This is a genomic window from Paenibacillus sp. FSL R7-0163, assembly GCF_037969975.1.
Classification (GTDB): domain Bacteria; phylum Bacillota; class Bacilli; order Paenibacillales; family Paenibacillaceae; genus Paenibacillus_AQ; species Paenibacillus_AQ odorifer.
In genome coordinates this window covers 1,253,209-1,271,045 of record NZ_CP150224.1, presented here as the reverse complement: position 1 = coordinate 1,271,045, position 17,837 = coordinate 1,253,209, and the positions used below count along the sequence as shown (strand labels likewise).

Here is a 17,837-nt window from a genome sequence, read left to right as displayed (position 1 = left end):
CCCAAGAAAGATATGGTTGTTCGAAAATTCACAATCATTGTTCCATGTATGGGACCGTTGTTTATATAAACATTTTAGTTTATTTTCTATAAATAGACTGTGACAAATATCACCTTTCCGGTGATATTTGTCACTTATATCTAGTCCACAACCATCCTATTATCTACTTAACCAAATATTAATTATCAAATCTTCCGTAGAAAGCATTACGGTACACATCTGCAAGTTCAGATACCAGTGGCAGCTTAGGATTGGCAGTTGTACATTGATCTTCAAATGCACGGTCAGCCAAGTAATCTACACGGGATTCAAAATCCTTAGGATCAAAGCCCAGTTGTTGGAAGGATTCTTCGATACCCAGTTTTTTGTTCATATCGCGAATAGCATTGATCAGGCTAGTTACACCTTCTTCAGTTGTGCGAGCTGGCAATCCCAGAATACGGGCGATTTCTGCATAACGCTCGTCAGCTACGAAGTGTGAATATTTAGGGAACGAAGCGAACTTCGTAGGTTTCTTAGCATTGTAACGAATAACGTGTGGCATAAGGATCGCATTAGTACGACCGTGAGCAGTGTGATATTGACCGCCCCATTTATGCGCCAAACTGTGGTTAATACCCAGGAAAGCATTAGCAAAGGCCATACCAGCAAGTGTTGATGCGTTATGCATTTTCTCACGGGCAACTCTGTCGCCTTCAAGCGCCGATTTTTCAAGGTATTGGAATACCAATTGGATTGCTTTAATTGCCAGACCATCAGTGTAGTCACTCGCCATAACAGATACATAAGCTTCGATGGCATGTGTCAATACGTCCATACCTGTATCAGCAACAGCAGTTTTTGGCAAGCTATATACGAACTCTGGATCAATGATAGCTACGTCTGGAGTTAGCTCGTAGTCAGCCAAAGGATATTTAGTGTGTTGTTCAGTTGTTTTATCGGTAATAACTGCGAAAGATGTTACTTCCGAACCCGTACCCGAAGTAGTAGGAATCGCTACAAACTTAGCTTTGTTTCCAAGTTTAGGGAATTTGTAAACCCGTTTACGGATATCCATGAATTTTTGTTTCAGACCGTTAAAGTCTGCGTCTGGATGTTCATAGAATAACCACATTCCTTTTGCAGCATCCATTGGGGAACCACCACCAAGTGCGATGATGCAGTCCGGTTGGAATCTGTTCATCATTGCTGTACCTTTTTCAACTGTAGTTGTCGATGGATCTGGTTCAACTTCCGAGAACACTTCGATCGCTACAGGAGTTTGGCGTTGACGCAGGTAATGTTCAACTCTCTCAACATATCCGAGCTTAACCATCATTGGGTCAGTGATAATTGCGACACGTGTGATATCAGGCATTTTGGTCAGGTACTGAGTAGCGCCTTTTTCGAAATAGATCTTGTCAGGTACTTTAAACCATTGCATATTCACGGTACGACGATTCACCCTTTTCACGTTGATCAAATTAATTGCTGTAACGTTTTGCGACACGGAGTTACGACCATAAGATCCGCAGCCCAGCGTCAACGAAGGGATGTTAGTGTTATAGATATCGCCGATCGCACCATGAGTGGAAGGCGAGTTAACGAGAATACGTCCTGTTTGCAGACGGTTGGAGAACTTCATGATTACTTCTTCGTTGTTGGAGTGGATAGCCGAACTATGGCCCATACCACCAAATTCAACAACTTGTGCTGCGCGTTCGATACCTTGATCTGCGTTTTTAACTTTGTAGCAAGCAAGCACAGGACTCAATTTTTCAGCGGACAATGGATATTTAGTGCCTACACCTTCAAGTTCTGCTACCAGAATCTTAGTGCCGGCAGGAACTTGAATGCCGCACATTTCAGCAATTTTCACTGCGGATTGTCCAACGATTGCTGGGTTAACCGCACATTTATCAACGTTCATAGCGCCGCTAGTAAGTTTGGCAGCTTCTTCTTTGTTAACAAAGTAGCAGCCATTAGCGATCATTTTCTTTTTCACTTGATCAAAGATTGGTTCTTCGATAATAACAGCTTGCTCGGAAGCACAGATCATACCATTATCAAATGTTTTGGAAAGAATGATGTCCGTTACGGCTTGATCGATATCCGCGCTCTTTTCGATGAATGCAGGTACGTTACCAGGACCTACGCCAAGAGCTGGTTTACCACAGCTATAAGCTGCTTTTACCATTGCAGAACCGCCTGTTGCGAGAATAAGTGCAACGTCAGGGTTGTTCATCAAAGCGTTTGTTTTGTCCATCGTTGGCATTTCAATCCATTGGATACAATTCTCAGGTGCGCCAGCTTTTACAGCCGCATCATGAAGAATTCTAGCAGCTGCTGCACTACACTCTTGCGCAGATGGGTGGAAACCGAATATAATAGGGTTCCGTGTCTTAATCGAAATCAACGCTTTAAACATCGTGGTGGATGTAGGGTTGGTTACCGGTGTGATACCCATTACAATTCCGACGGGCTCAGCAATTTTTTGGAAGCTTTCATAAGCATTGTCTTCAATAACGCCTACTGTTTTATCGTATTTAATTCCGTGCCAGATATATTCTGTCGAGAAGATGTTTTTAGTAATTTTGTCTTCGTAAACCCCGCGGCCAGTTTCTTCTACAGCCAATTTAGCGAGGTACATATGTTTGTCGAGTCCAGCCAACGCCATTGCATGAACGATTGTGTCAACTTGCTCTTGATCCAGCGCCATGAATGCCTCATGTGCTTTTTTCGCTTTATCCACTAAAGTCTGAATATACTCTTCAGCGGTAGTTTGTTTAACTTGGGCGGCGACTTCGTTCTTAACTGCCATCTCCCTCGTCCTCCTGTCAATTTTTAGGTTGTTTTTCTCTACACATTTATCTTATCACATCATTTCCACCTTGTATAGTGAAATCTTTCACAAAGTATAAAGTTTTTTTGATTTGTTTTCAAAGCGCTTTCATTCGATCATATTATAGCTTTTTTACCATTATTTATGATTTATTATTTCTTAAATTTAAAGTTTATGTTTAAAAAGACAAGAACTGATACCCATTTTCTACCTTTCCGCTCGCAAAAATATTTTAAAAAAGCAAACCTAATTTTGTTGACACTCTATTTTTCTCATGACCCTCTAAAAAATAGTGGGATGCCCCCCGTCGTGTTGATTTATAAAAATATCAATAATATAAACATAAAAAAACCGACTCCTAAGGAGCCGGTTCTGTTCTTCCTAGCTATTCTACTTTAATTGTGTCGAAGAATTTCTCTTGCACTGTTTTGGCAGCAGCTTCAAGCTGTGTCTTGGAATCTGTTCCTTTTTTGGAGAACAGCTCTTGAATTACATTGGACATGGTTGCGTAGTAGTCCTGTGTATTGTATTGCGCTTCCGGTTTACCGTCCAGCAAACCTAAAATATCAGGGCTGTATTGATATACATTTGTATATTTATCATACACAGCTTTCGTTTTCTTGCCGAAGTCAGAATCTGCAGAATAGTAATCTAAGAGCGGCGGAATAAAGTATTTACCATCCGTTGTACGTTGTTGCAGAACCGCATCCAGTGCTTCTAGACCTTTATCGGAGAAGTAATCAAATGTAATATAACGGAATGCCATTTCTTGCTCGTCTGGTGTTGCATTTGGATTGATTACAAGGTAGTCACCACCAAGTACCCCGGTGTGTTTTCCGCCTTTTTCCATTGCAGGCATTGGATACGTAAGTACATCTTCTGGTTTCAGACCGCCCTGATTCAACGCTTGCTCAATAACACCGTCAGATCCAGCCATTACCATTGCTGTACGACTTTGTTGGAATGCGCCTACAGCATCACCCCAGCCCAGTGCCCAGTCCTGAGGAATCGCGTTTGCTTCCCATCTAAGTTTCTTGTAGAAATCCAGCGCTTTAATCCCAGCCTCAGAATTAAAAGTAGCTACAACCTTACCGCCTTCAATCTTCTGAATTTCACCGCCAGCTTCGAACAGGAAGTTGGTCCAGTTCCAGCCTGCTTCATTCCCTTTACCCATTGGAGCAATACCGGAAATCCCTTTTTTGGTATCAGCTACGCCTTTGGCGGTATTCAGCATATCATCCCAAGTCCAATCCATAGGTGGAACAGCAACACCTTTTTCGTCCAGCATTTTTTTGTTGATCATTGTGGTTGTTACATAACCCTTTTGAGTTACGCCGAAGACTTTACCGTCAATGATAAATTGATTTTGGAGAACCGGGTTAATTTGATCCTTAAATTCGTATTTATTCCACAGATCCGTAATGTCAGCTACCCAGCCTTTTTCAACTAGGAATTTTGCTTCTGTAGCGTAGGTGTTAAAGAAGGTTGGAGCTTCATTCGCTGCCATTTTGATGCCGATTTCACTTACATTGTACTGCCAATCGTCTTTGACGATTTCAACATTCGGATATTCCTCTTGGAAACGTTTGATCTTGTCATCTTCCTGTGCTCTAACTTCGGTTAGGTCAGGGGTTGGATAGTGAATTTTGATGGTCACTTTTCTTTGTGTGATATCATCAGTTGGCGCTGCTGTAGCACTGCCAGCATTATCTGTTGCAGCATTCGTTGGCGCAGTAGTCGCTTCCCCTTCCTTGTTTCCTGTCGTGTTTCCGTTATTGTTATTACCGCCGCAAGCGGTTAACAACGATCCGGCCACAAGGAGGCTTAGTAGCACGCTAGAGTACTTACGCATTGAAACTCCCCTTTTCAATTCATAGTTATCTTACATATCGATCATAAAAGAGAAATCGTTTACAAACGAGGTGCATTTATATTCCTTTCATGTGCATGTTTACGATCCGTGACTAAATCCGTCGATCCGCGCTTATCCCTTAACTGCTGATAATGCGACGCCACGCATAATGAACTTTTGGAAGATCAGGAAGACAAGGATCGGCGGCAACGATACGATAAATAGGATGGCGAATTTAATATTCGTATTAAGTGCCTTTACATTAATAACGTATTTATAGATTGCTGTCGCGAGCGTATATTTCTCTTCACTGTGCATAACCAGAGATGGCCAGAACCAGTCATTCCATGCGGTAGAAAAGATAAAGATCGCCAGCGTAGCAAAAATCGGAACCGACAATGGCACTGCAATGGAGAAAAAGCTTCTCGGCTCAGAGGAACCGTCAATCCGCGCTGCTTCAAAAATTTCAGGGTGTATCCCATCAAAAAAGTTCTTTAAGAGTAGAAAATAGAATGTATTCGCACCAGCAGGCAGCCAAAAAGCAGCGTACTGATTCAGTAATCCAAGCTCTTTTAGATTGACAAAGTTGGGAATCATATAGCTGGTCGCCGGAATAAACAATGTCATCAGGAAAAAGAAATAAATTGCCTTTCTGTAAGGGACATTCATACGAGAAATGCTGAAAGCAGACATTCCCAATACTACTAGTGTCACGACCATATTCCCCACAAAAATATAAATGGTGTTTTTAAGGAACATCAGCAGATCAATGTAATTCATCGCTTCCTTAAGGTTGCTGAAGTGCCATTCCTGCGGGAAAAAATGCGGTGGGAATGAGTTCACCTCTTGATTCGATTTCAGTCCGTTAAATAACGTCATACAGATCGGATACAGCATGCTGAACACCATAATCAAAATAACCACGCACATCAAGCCATAAACGATCTTATTGCTTGTTTTTTTCAAATCATGTTCTGAGAGAATCCCTCTGTCTGCGCTCTTCATCTTAGTTGTCCTCCTTGTTAAGCTTGAACTGTAAAATGCCCAAACCACCTAGGACAATGAACATTAGCATGCCAAGCGCAGTCGCCGTTCCATAATCGAGTCGCGTAAAAGCATATTTTACGATCAGCAGCGCATAGGTAAGCGTAGTATTATTCGGTCCACCATCAAGCAGCGCCATTTGTGACTGATACCCTTGTGAAGTCCCGATAATCTGTAATATCAACATCAAAATGATCAAATTACGTAGCGAAGGCAATGTGATGTACTTTATACGTGCCCACACACCCGCCCCATCAATCTCAGCTGCTTCATACCAATCCCGCGGAATGCTGAGTACAGCAGCCAAGTATATTAACATCCCTGATCCAAACTGCTGCCACGTCTCCATAAAAACAAGAGAAATCATCGACCACCTTGTATCTGTCAGGAAGGCAACCTGGTCCACACCAAGCGAGCTTAATACCGCATTGATTGGGCCCACCGGATCATAAATCCATCTCCAGAGTCCATATAGAACCACACCAGGCATAACGAAAGGAAGGTAAGCCGCTACCCGTACAAAGCCCCCAAACCTTCTCAGCTCCGAGATCATAATGGCAAAAGCAATCGGAACCCAGAACCCGATAATAAGACATAGAAGCATGTAATACCCCGTATTTTTTAACGCGGTCAAAACATCTGGATCACTAAGGGCTCTAGCGTAGTTCTCAAAGCCAACAAAGCTATTCCCTTTTACAAAATCAACATGGTAGAAGCTGTACAACAAGCCTTTAAAAATTGGCACCCACAGGAACATTACAAAAATAATCACAGCAGGTACGAGGAACATATATCCCCAAAAGTTTTTCTTCCAGCGGTTTTGCTTGTAAGGTGTACCCTTCAGCGCCGGCGGATTTTCGGATACAACTGCGGTTTGATTCATCAGGCTCCCTCATTCCATTTTTCTTTCAGCATTTTTCGCAAAATGCTTCCTACCTTAAATTGTAGAAAATGAGGGTTGTACTGAACATGTCTAAATCTACCGAAGTAGTATGTGTTTTTACTTCTTCAATTCACTGGGGCTAATCCCATAATATTTTTTGAAAATTTTACTAAAATGCTCCGGTGATTCATAACCTACACGCTCGGCGATTTCGTATCTGCGAAGATCTGTGTTCAAAATCATCTCCCGGCTTTCTTCCATCCGCAGCTTAATTACATATTCCCACAGGTTGTAACCTGTATTTTTCTTAAACAGATAGCTCAAATAATTGGGACTGACATGGTTTTTCTTAGCCACTTCATGGATGGTTAATCCTTTTTGCGCATAGTTCTCGTCAATATACTCTCTCGCTTTCTCTACAATCAGATTGCTGCGTGTATGAAGCTCTTCTACTGAAGGATCGGTTGTGTAGCTGTTCCAATTAAAATCCCCGTAGTAAAACACATAATGGTCATTATGTTCATTATTCCAAAGAATGGCTTTGGAGGCTTGACGGTTCAATACAGCCATAAATGATAGACCCTTGAGAATCTGGCTGATGCCGATGACTGCATTTAAGTGCAGATATTTTTGAATATTAAAATGAAGACTGCGGCCAAGAATATCTAGCCTATTGATTTGACTGGCAGACGAATCTTCATAGCTTTTTTCATCCCATTGAATAATGATCGTTATTTCTTCATCCTCTGCGTAAAAGGCTGTCGAGTTCCACTCCTGATCCATCAGCTCTTTGGCGATATTCAGCGCGGCATAACAAAGAAGCCGTCTGTCCCGCAGGGTGTAGTGCTTCTCCTGATTCATTCCAGCCAGAGGCACCTTAATTTTTAAGACGGAAAAATACGGCCCTTGCAGCTTCAGGTTATCCAGCTTTTGTAAGCGTTCTGCATCACACAGTACACCTTCAGGCTCATTGAGCAGCTCATTTAATAACTTGCTGTATTCCGGAAGCGGCTCTTCCAGCCGAAAGCTTTCATTAATTCCTGACATGAAAATGTCCAATTCTGGTGATGGTTTCCCCATCTTAAGCAGCACATTTCGCACCGAATCCAGAAATTGCTCACTGTTCAAAGGTTTGATCAAATAATCCTTCGCGCCAAGCCTAACCGCCATTTGCGCATATTGAAACGTCTCGTGTGCAGAAATCACGATGGTCTGTACCCAGGGTTTGGCCAATTTTGCATGCTGCATCAGATCAATCCCGCTCATTGCGCCCATCTGAATATCAGTAACGAGCAGGTCTATTTCCTCCATCCGAATGCAGTCCAGCGCTTCAAAACCACTGTTTGCTGTATAAATATGGTCTATGTTTAACCCCGAAGAAGCTAATAAATTGCTCAGCCCTTTACAAATCAAGGGTTCGTCATCCACAACTAATATATTGAACATATCTGTATGCTCCCCTTCCTTAGTCCTGATTCTCTGATTTCGGAAGCTTAACCGTCACCAATGTACCGCCCTCTTTACGAGGCGTATAGCTGATGCCATAATCAGAGCCAAAGTGTAAATGTATGCGCTGGTTAATGTTGCGAATCCCGTAACCGCTGGCCGGATTTGGACTGTCGTCATTCAGCACAGCTTCAATGGCCTGATAATCAACAGACTTATATCCGTTATCTTCAATAGTGATCTCGACGGTATCGTCCACACAAACTGCGCTAATGATGATTTCCCCATCCTCGCCCATATTTTTGACACCATGAATAATAGCATTCTCAATTAACGGCTGCAGGGTAATTTTAGGAATTAGATTTCTTTTCGTATCTGGGTGAATCTCCATTACAACACGAAATATATAATCATACCGGTGCTGCTGCAGCTTGATATAGGCCGTTGCATGCTCCAGCTCTTCTTCAAGGCTAATCAGCTCCCTTCCCCGACTGAGGCTAATCTTCATAAGCTTGGATAATTCCTTGATCATCTCGGCGGATTCAACGTTACCTTCCAGCGAGCTTTTCCAGTAAATACTCTCCAAAGTGTTGTAGAGCAAATGCGGATTGATCTGTTGATAGAGCAGTTGAAGCTGTGATTCCTTCTGTTTTAGCTCCATCTGATATTTATAAGTAATTAGTCCATTAAGCCTGCGGGCCATGTCATAGGTAGATCCAATCAGCACACTGACCTCATCGTTGCTCCCTCTTTTTGGCGTCTCAGGGACACGATTGCCTGGCTCAAACTTTCGGACGAAAAAGGCTAACTTTTGCAAAGGCGTCATTAATGAACGCCAGAAATAAGTAATCATGATTAATCCAAAAACAGCATAGGCCACAGTTATGTATTGAATCACACTTTTCATTTCGTTTTGTTGCTGCAGCAGTGCTTTTACGGCGATTTTGTAGACTAGCTTCTGTCCTAAGGCGTGGTTATTATTGACCACATAAATAAAATCCGAGGTAATAACATCCACGGTACCTTCCAAATCCTCAGCAATGACCGTTTCCGGCAATGTAATGATCTCACCAGTATTATTCGTAGTAGAAGCGAGTACACGATTATCCAGATCCGTTAAGTAAATATCACCATCAGGCAACGATATGGATTTGAGGGATTCTCCGATTTTCGCGTCCATCTTGGTAATGACTAAGACCCCAATAGTCTCAGCTTTCCTGGAGATGTTATTGACAGCTCTCATATAGGTAAGAGTCTTCAAGTTTTCCGCTTGCGCACTTAGCTTCCCTGTGAATTTTAGAGATCCGCGGCCCTTTTTCTGGACAACCTCCTCGAACCAATATGGCTCTTCCGCTTTGGAAAAGAAATATACTCCCGCCTTCTTAACCTGTGGGAAATTGGGTGCAAAAAAATAATAATCCTCGGGATCGTATATATAAAGGGAATAATAGATGCCGTCCCCACGCTCAGCTCCCTGCGAGTAACTGACCAACAGCTTCTCTATCGTCTCATAGCGTTTAACCCGCTCCAGGATGGTATCCGAACCCGTCATATTAATCTGCTGAATCAGAGGGTTTTGAATTACAGTGGTAGTAATTTTATTTACGGTATCAATATCTCGGTTAATGATGGTGAAGTTTTGCTTGTTCAGCTCTACATAAGCATTCGTCACATGGCGCTTCAGAATTTGCTCAGCCTTCATATTCCCGTAAATGTTCAAAAACAGAATGGGCGAGATCATAATCAGAAACAGCAGGATAAGCTGCTGTTTGACGTTCAGCTTCAGAATCGGCCGAATCAGCCTAGACAACATCGAGATGCACCTCCGGGTTCAATAACTATATCAAAGTGATAAACGCTTACATATGTTTATTTTAAAGTTTTTTATGTTCATTTGTATGTAGTTTTTTCTGTTGGACGGATAAAAAGAGCACGATGATATGTTCGCCATACGTGGAGCGTTTGGGCTTACGATCTCTGTTATCCTCAGATTTCCTGATTTTATACCGCTGAGCGGTAGAAATCCGAGGATAAAGGCGACCACTGGCGTTTCTCCAGCTCCAAACCTCCACTTCGCAACTCTATCAACGAACTCTTAAAAACCGCAAACAGAAAAAGGGGCGGACGGCGTAAAGACCACTGCGTGGGGCTAGGAGGAATGAACTCTATATGGAAGAAGTGCGATGTATGTTCTTGAACACTTGAACACTCAAGTACTTCAATACTTGAATGTGCTTTGCTGTTGGGCGTCTGGATTACTTGATGTGCGGCTTTGCTGCTTGTTGTGCGTTTGGATTACCGGATGTGCGGCTTTGCTGCTTGTTGAGCGTTTTACATTCCCACACACCCCTTCACGATGAGCGATCGGACTCAGATGCAGCTATTTGGTCAAATTTCAGCTTTTACGGGGAGTTTCGGACTCCAGAGGCGTTATTCGTTCCAAACATGCGCGATATGAGGGCTTTTCGAGCCAATAGCGACTATGGAGTCCGATAGGTTCGCAAATGAGCCGTATTATTACTTATAGAGACTATGAGGTCCGATAAACTGTTGAGCTTTTTGACTAACCTTCTGAATTATTTACTATACGGCTAATAGCGACTATGGGGTCCGATCACCGTCTGAGCTTAATACTAACTTTTGGATTACTTAATGTGTAGCTAACTACTTATTCGGCGTTTTACATTCCCACACACCCCTTCACGATGAGCGATCGGACTCAGATGCTGCTATTTGGCTGATTTTTGGCTTTTACGGGGAGTTTCGGACTCCAGAGGCGTTATTCGTTCCAAACATGCGCGATATGAGGGCTTTTCGAGCCAATAGCGACTATGGTGGACCTCTGTCAAGAAAGTGGACAGTCACGCAATAGACATTCTAGTCAATTGCTCAGCAAAACGAACTGGAGAAAGATACCCCAGCGCGCCATGCATTCGCTTGCGGTTATAATAAAACTCAATATATTGAAAAAGTGTCTGGTAGGCTTGCTCCTTAGTTTTGAATCGTGGATTACAATAAATGAGCTCCTTTTTCAAAATGCTGTGCCACGACTCGATACAGGCGTTATCATAACAGTTACCTCTGCGGCTCATGCTGGACTCCATGCCATACGCTTTCAACTGCTTCGTATATTCATGAGAAGTATATTGAGAACCTCTATCGGAGTGATGTAATAGACCCTTTTCCGGTTGTTTAGCTTCGTAAGCATCTTGTAAGGCGCCCGAAATTAAGCTAGTTTCCATATGGTCCTCCAAGCGCCACCCCACGATTTCACGCGTGCAAAGGTCCATCACACTAGCCAGGTACAAGCGCCCTCCCCGGCAAGGAATGTACGTAATGTCGGTAACCCATACTGAATTGGGTTTGAGTATTTTAAATTGCTGGTTCAGCGTATTCGGGGCAATCGGATGGTCATGATTGGAGTCGGTGGTCTGTACGCGATACGTTTTGGAGACAATGGAGCGAAGCTTCATATGTCGCATGTACACACTCACCGTGCGTTCGGTAACGGTATAACCTTCTTGATGCAACAGGCGGGTGATCTTCGGACTCCCATACCGCTTTTGATGGTCTGCAAAATGATACTGAATTCGCTTCATTATCGCAGCCTTACGAAGCATATGCGTACTGGTTTTTTCTGTCCGCCACTTGTAGTACCCGCTCCGTGACACATGTAGGGTCATGCACATCTTCTCCAAGAGAAACTCGGAGCGATGTTTTTCAATAAACTGGAATCTCAGTTCCTTGGTTTGCTGAAGATGTGCACTGCTTTTTTTACGATCGCTAATTCCTCTTCCACATCAGCAATCTTGTTATCTTTTTCTTGAAGTTGTCGGCTCATTTCTTTCAACTGTGCCTCGAGTTCCCGTACTCGATCCACGCTAGCTGCCGGTTCATTCTTTAGTTCTCGATACTGACTCATCCATTGATGCAGGGTACTTTTTGGGATGTTGAGCTCTTCCGCCAAGTCGCCCACTGTCTTTGTTTGCTCTTGAATGAACTGCACTGTCTGTTTTTTAAATTCTTCGTTATACCGTTGTCGATGTTCTCCCATGTGAACACACCTCCGTGGACTCATTATCGCCAGTCTGTTAACTACTGTCCACTTTTTATTCTAGCTTCATGGAGTCCGATAGGTTCGCAAATGAGCCGTATTATGGCCAATAGCGACTATGAGGTCCGATAGACAGTCTGAGCTAGCTAAATACAGAGACTTTGCACAACAAAAGACCGCCCCCAAAGTCATCCGCTACTTTGGAGTCGGTCCCTTGTTTATTTAGAACTTCAGTCTGTCAGCAGCTCATACAACCCTTTTACGACCAGATCAGCTTCCTTCAGCACCTCATGTTTGCCGATACCTACAACCTTCATCCCAGCAGCTTTACCTGCTTGAACGCCCGCCTCAGCATCTTCAAACACAACACATTCATCCGGCTGCAAGCCTATCTCTTGAGCCGCGATCAGGAACACCTCTGGGTCAGGTTTGGCTAGTGACACTTTGTTGCCGTCAACAACTGCATCAAATAAGTCTGTAATGTTCAGCTTATTCAAAATAAACTCAGCGTTCTTACTGGCTGATCCTAGCGCAATCCCAATCTCACGTGATCTCAATCCTGTTAGGTATTCTTTCACTCCAGGCAGCAGCTCCGATTCCTCGAGTCGAGAAATGTATTCTACGTACAGGCGGTTTTTCTTCTCCGCCATTGCCTGCCTCTCTGCTTCCTCAAATTCCAGGCCACCCACTTCCAGCAGGATATCAAGCGATCTCATCCGGCTCACACCTTTAAGCCGTTCATTATCCTCCTCCGTGAATTTAAAGCCAAGCTCATCTGCAAGACTCGCCCACGCCAAATAATGATATTTGGCTGTATCTACGATCACGCCGTCCAGATCAAAGATGGCGCCTTTCATATTTTCCAACATTGATTTGCTTCCTCTCCGTTGTGTATTAATATTTATACTCCCGTTTCGACAAAGCCAGTCGAAGGTTCTCACCAGCAGAGCACGACTTGCCTTCTCCGCCTTGCACCGAGAATACTAAGTCTCCACTGTAATCAGCAGCTGTGATCACAGTGACTTCATCCTTACTGATCCGCAGTTGGATGGTATCGCCGCGCAGTGTAACCGGAAGCTGAACGGACTGCCAATGTTGCGGCAGAGATGGATTGATGTGCACAACCCCTCCGTCGTAGTCCAGCCCAGCAAAGCCAAGAACCGCAGCCATCCAAGCACCACCATTCGCAGCTGGATGAGTCCCTCCGATGTAGAGATCCCCTACATATTGCTTAGATTCGCCGGTGAGATCGACGGTAGCCGTACGCATAAAATACGGATAGCCCCAATCCGGTGAACCAATATCAGCAGCTACCAAAGCGTAGATACAAGGGCTTAAGCTTGATCCATGTTCCGTACGCGGTTCGTAAAATCCCCAGTTCGCTTGTTTCACTTCCTTGCTAAAGGAGTGTTTAAACAGATTCAGCATCAACACAACGTCTGCTTGTTTAAGTATGGTTGTGGTGGTAGCTAAGCCATTGCCGCCGCCAAAATACTCATTTTTATTAAGCACACGTGATTTCAGTTCTGTTAGTTCTACATCCTCCAAGGTGAGGTACCGGTCGAATTGTTCAATAACAAGACTGGCAGGATCAGGCTGTGGAACATAAAAGCTATCCAGCATCGTTTTGAACTCCTTCAGGAATGGCCCTGAGCTAAACGGAGCGGACAATTGACCGTAGGCCTCAGGATACTTCTCTTGCAGCAAAGCTGCCGTATGCAAGGCAATCTCCAGCGTCTCTTTAACCAGTGCATTGGTAAAAGCATTATTGTTCACACGCTCATGATATTCATCCGGACCTGTTACATCCAGAATCTCAAACCGCTGTTTAACCGAATTATAGTAAGCGTAAGAGTAGAAAAAGCGAGCGCATTCCCAGATCACCTCAGCTCCTCCACTAGTAAGCAGACTTTCATCGCCTGTGAATTGAACATACTTCCAGATCCCATGCACAACGTCACCACTGATATGAACCTGCTTATCGCGGAAATAGGTCCGCATCGGCCGGCCTGTAAATACATCGTTCACATTAAACAGCGTACAGGCATCGTCTCCCGTATCCTGACTTTCCCAAGCATAAAATGCGCCCAAAAATCCATATTCCGCTGCCTTACGGCGAGCACCATCCAATGTATGAATCCGGTACATCATCAAGTTCCGCGCTACCTTAGGATCACTGTGCAGGAAAAACGACAACATAAACATTTCCGTATCCCAGAATACAGCTCCCTTATATACCTGACCCGATAATCCCCGGGCTGGAATAGACACCTTCTCCGAAACTGTAGGGGCAATGATTAACAGCTGATAGATACTATATCTCAAGGCAAATTGGGCAGCTTCATCACCTTCGATGATTACATCGCTGTGTGACCATCTCTCGTCCCATAACAGACGATGAGCCTTAAATAACCCCTCAAAACCCAGCGCCTCAGCAGCATGGACAGATTTAACAGCTTCCGACTCCGGCTGATCAGCATCAAGTCCAGTATAGACTGCTACATACTTAAACCATTCATACGTCTCACCCGCACGGGCATCAAAAGAAATCCGGCGAACAGCAGCCCCATCTTCCAGTAGCTCCTCACCAAAACTGAATACCGCCCTCTCCGCCACAACAACCGGAATCTTCAATTCTCCGCTAACAGAAGAAGAGATCAGCACCTCGTCCTTGAGCTGTACCTTTTGTCCGTAAAGATGAGGCCCATTGATATCCCACACATCTACGTCAATTCCCGTCTCAATCGCTACTCGGCAGTCTTGAGTACTGCGAATAGAGTATTTACTAACGAGCAAGTGAAGATTATCCTGGCTTACGAAACGATCTGCGGTAAACGTCAACGCCCCACCGTCAGATACAGCATATTCAGTGCTCCGATGATGAATGGCATTTCGGATATTCAGCTCCTGAGTATGAGCGACCGGTTCACAGTCAAGCACACTTAAGAGCTGATCATTACAGAAAACTTTGGTCAACAATCCATTAGGGGCATTAACTGGTTCTCTCCATTTGTCCCCCTCTTTGTCATATAGTCCTGCGAGGGTGACAGCTACTAGCTCAGTTTTACTGAATTCCTCCAGTGTGCCGCGATACCCCATGTAGCCGTTGCCTAACATATATTTGTTACCGTTCGTCGTCACAAGCTGTTTATCAAAACAACTCTCCTTTACGATCCAGTTCATCCTGCCAGCATCCCTTCGCCTAGCGGAAGCGTCTTCCCGGAAGCATCCACTGTAATCGACTGTCCGTACACTATAATTTCGGTACTTCCACCATTAACCGCAGTGATTGTTACTGAATTTTTGTCGACCACAATTCTCAGAAGCACTCCTTCATACAATACTTGGAAGCTATATTTATCCCAGCGTTCTGGCAGGGTTGGCTGAAAGGACAGACGTGCTCCATCCGAACGCATTCCACCAAAGCCGTAAACAATATTCATCCAAGCAGCTGCAATTGAGGTAGTATGCAGCCCTTCACGGGTATTACGGTTATAGTTGTCTAAATCCAGTCGAGTAGCAAATTCAAAAAACGAATATGCTTCCTCGGGTTTGCCGATTTCACTCGCCAAAATGGAGTGGATCGAAGGTGACAGCGAAGACTCATGAATACATCTAGGCTCGTAATATTCATAGTTCGCCAGCTTCGCTTCTTTAGAGAATTGTCCGCTGTACAAGAACATAAACATAAGTACATCCGGCTGCTTAATCATGTCATAGCGATACAAACGATCATATGACCAGTTCGAATATAACGGGAATTCTGTAACAGGAATCGAATGAATATCAATATGTGGCATATCGAAGAACCCATCATGCTCTTCATAAACTCCTGTCACTTCGTCAACCGGAATCCGCATATGCTGCGCCTTGTTTTCCCAATCGGTGAGTTCCTCGTCATGAAGTTCTGTTTTCTCTACCACAGCTGCAAAAGCAGCAGGAGCCTGTTCTTTCATCTCCCGAAGAGTCTCTAGGGTGTATTCAAAAGATTGTTGAGCCATCAGATTAATGTAGCAGTTGTTATTGACCATCAATTGGAACTCATCAGGGCCCATAACGCCAAAATAACCATATTCCCCGCTGCGTTGCCCCCATTGGCCACGTGTAGCATAGAATCTGCTGATCTGAATCAGCATCTCAGCCCCTTTACTGTGCAGGAAGCTTTTATCACCGGTATTTTTGACATAATGCCAAATGCCATAAGAAACAGCAGTCCCTACATGAAGCTGAAGATTAGAGTGCTGCCAGAGATCACAGCTTTCTGTTCCATCTATAGTAGCAATTGGATAGCAGGCTCCCTCACAATCCACCTCTTTAGCGCGCTGCATAGCCTGCGGCAATGTTTTATATCTGAATTCCAATAAGCTCCGGGCAGCCTTTGGATTATTGAACATATAGAACGGTAAGCAATAGGATTCTGTATCCCAAAAAGCCAACCCACGATATACTTCACCCGTCAGCCCTTTGGCACCAATATTAAATCCGGGATGATCGCCATGATAGGTCTGATAAAGCTGGAAGATACAGAAACGAATACCCTGCTGATTCTCAGGATCGCCCTCAATTCGGATATCACTTGTCTCCCAGATGCCCTTCCAATAAGCTGTCTGATCAGCGATTATTTGGGTATCTGTCAATTGGCTTGCTGTTTCAGCAAGAGACAGACCTTTGTTCCACAGCTCTTCAGCTGTATGGGCAGAATCACTATCCGAATAGTTCATAACCAGTTTGGTAAAATAGGAAACTTCTCCTTCCGTAAGGTCCAGAGTGAAATTTTGTCCAATAAACTTATCACTCTCAGTAGCAGTGAGCTGCAACGGCTGCGAGGATTGTAAGGTAAAGCTTGAGAACAGCTTATTCCCAGTATTCACTGTACTGGCCATAATAGCAGAGGACGCTCCACTTACTCCGCTGCGGAGACTGTTCCACATACATTCGCCGCGTTCTTCATGAATAATGCCGAAATTAAGACCTGCACAAATGTCCACGCTCCCTGAGAAATTAAGGGGTTCAAACTCCACCCGCTGCAACCCCAAATGAGACATAGTCATGCTGACCAGACGTGTAAAGACTACTTTTAGCGACTTGCCATCGTTTAGATGCCAGATTAGCTCTCTCCGATACGTACCCTTACGAAGATCCAGCTTGCGCACATAATCTGTTACGTTGCTTTTTGCTAAATCAAGCTGTTCACCATCTATAGATAGACGTGTATACAGCCAGTCCACCGCATTCACCATATATCTCAGCGAGCGAATAATCCCTTTATAGTGATTGCCAATATCCAATTGTTCATTTAATCCATTAAAATAACTTCCTTGCAGGGTGTCACCTGAATACCCTTCCTCTGCATATCCGCGTACACCCATGTATTCATTACCCAATGAAAAAATAGATTCCGAAGTCCGATTTCTTTCTGGATCAAAGCCCTCTTCAATAATTGCCCACGGATCAACCTTAAGATATTTGTCTGCTACTTTAGCCATATATGATTTCTCCTTCTCCTGATTTTTGCTCCAATTTCAGGATATCGCTGCATAGCAATAGAGCCAATGTCCGACCGTAATGAAGATGTGTGCATTTATACGGAGTTGAGATAAAACTAATTTCTTTAACATGAATTTCAACTGTGTTATATGTTACAATCTAACGGGGACGCAAAAAAACAGCGATTAACCCAGTATTTGAGAATAATGGATAGCCGCTGTTCATATATCATAAACGTGAGATCACTTAC

The 17,837-nt window shown here is 43.8% G+C and carries 11 protein-coding genes; all 11 read right to left on the bottom strand.

The genetic code is table 11. The annotated features are described in order from the left end of the window. Nucleotides 1-178: 178 nt before the first annotated feature. On the bottom strand, nt 179-2,800 hold the full coding sequence (adhE, locus tag NST45_RS05420; protein ID WP_038572553.1) for a bifunctional acetaldehyde-CoA/alcohol dehydrogenase: 2,622 nt from the start codon (nt 2,798-2,800) through the stop codon (nt 179-181). A 406-nt stretch (nt 2,801-3,206) separates the two neighbouring features. Next, complete coding sequence (locus tag NST45_RS05415; RefSeq protein ID WP_036682927.1) at nt 3,207-4,673, bottom strand: extracellular solute-binding protein; 1,467 nt, start codon at nt 4,671-4,673, stop codon at nt 3,207-3,209. Between the two features lie 132 nt (nt 4,674-4,805). Next, nucleotides 4,806-5,678: a carbohydrate ABC transporter permease gene (locus NST45_RS05410; protein WP_036682930.1), complete on the bottom strand. Its 873-nt coding sequence runs from the start codon at nt 5,676-5,678 to the stop codon at nt 4,806-4,808. 1 nt (nt 5,679) lies between these two features. Then, a complete protein-coding gene (locus NST45_RS05405; protein WP_076141626.1) occupies nt 5,680-6,600 on the bottom strand; it encodes a sugar ABC transporter permease in 921 nt (306 codons plus the stop codon). A 117-nt stretch (nt 6,601-6,717) separates the two neighbouring features. After that, nucleotides 6,718-8,046, bottom strand: coding sequence for a response regulator (locus NST45_RS05400; RefSeq protein ID WP_076146780.1), 1,329 nt, complete (start codon nt 8,044-8,046; stop codon nt 6,718-6,720). Nucleotides 8,047-8,065: 19 nt separating this feature from the next. Further along, complete coding sequence (locus NST45_RS05395) at nt 8,066-9,859, bottom strand: histidine kinase (RefSeq protein WP_036682936.1); 1,794 nt, start codon at nt 9,857-9,859, stop codon at nt 8,066-8,068. Between the two features lie 1,048 nt (nt 9,860-10,907). Then, a complete protein-coding gene (locus NST45_RS05390; protein ID WP_339279724.1) occupies nt 10,908-11,771 on the bottom strand; it encodes an IS3 family transposase in 864 nt (287 codons plus the stop codon). An 11-nt stretch (nt 11,772-11,782) separates the two neighbouring features. Continuing rightward, on the bottom strand, nt 11,783-12,100 hold the full coding sequence (locus NST45_RS05385) for a transposase (protein WP_036683594.1): 318 nt from the start codon (nt 12,098-12,100) through the stop codon (nt 11,783-11,785). A 230-nt stretch (nt 12,101-12,330) separates the two neighbouring features. Continuing rightward, the gene (gene pgmB, locus NST45_RS05380) at nt 12,331-12,969 is read right to left on the bottom strand and encodes a beta-phosphoglucomutase (protein ID WP_076216120.1); all 639 of its coding nucleotides are present in this window, start codon (nt 12,967-12,969) and stop codon (nt 12,331-12,333) included. Between the two features lie 25 nt (nt 12,970-12,994). Beyond that, complete coding sequence (locus tag NST45_RS05375) at nt 12,995-15,283, bottom strand: glycosyl hydrolase family 65 protein (protein ID WP_076216116.1); 2,289 nt, start codon at nt 15,281-15,283, stop codon at nt 12,995-12,997. Beyond that, complete coding sequence (locus NST45_RS05370; protein WP_076216113.1) at nt 15,280-17,586, bottom strand: glycosyl hydrolase family 65 protein; 2,307 nt, start codon at nt 17,584-17,586, stop codon at nt 15,280-15,282. The genes NST45_RS05375 and NST45_RS05370 overlap by 4 nt, the downstream gene beginning before the upstream one ends. Between the last annotated feature and the right edge of the window lie 251 nt (nt 17,587-17,837).

Coding starts and splice junctions, on each gene's coding strand:
- adhE (WP_038572553.1), bottom strand. CDS start 2,800: ATGGCAGTTAAGAACGAAGTCGCCGCCCAAGTTAAACAAACTACCGCT.
- NST45_RS05415 (WP_036682927.1), bottom strand. CDS start 4,673: ATGCGTAAGTACTCTAGCGTGCTACTAAGCCTCCTTGTGGCCGGATCG.
- NST45_RS05410 (WP_036682930.1), bottom strand. CDS start 5,678: ATGAAGAGCGCAGACAGAGGGATTCTCTCAGAACATGATTTGAAAAAA.
- NST45_RS05405 (WP_076141626.1), bottom strand. CDS start 6,600: ATGAATCAAACCGCAGTTGTATCCGAAAATCCGCCGGCGCTGAAGGGT.
- NST45_RS05400 (WP_076146780.1), bottom strand. CDS start 8,046: ATGTTCAATATATTAGTTGTGGATGACGAACCCTTGATTTGTAAAGGG.
- NST45_RS05395 (WP_036682936.1), bottom strand. CDS start 9,859: ATGTTGTCTAGGCTGATTCGGCCGATTCTGAAGCTGAACGTCAAACAG.
- NST45_RS05385 (WP_036683594.1), bottom strand. CDS start 12,100: ATGGGAGAACATCGACAACGGTATAACGAAGAATTTAAAAAACAGACA.
- pgmB (WP_076216120.1), bottom strand. CDS start 12,969: ATGTTGGAAAATATGAAAGGCGCCATCTTTGATCTGGACGGCGTGATC.
- NST45_RS05375 (WP_076216116.1), bottom strand. CDS start 15,283: ATGAACTGGATCGTAAAGGAGAGTTGTTTTGATAAACAGCTTGTGACG.
- NST45_RS05370 (WP_076216113.1), bottom strand. CDS start 17,586: ATGGCTAAAGTAGCAGACAAATATCTTAAGGTTGATCCGTGGGCAATT.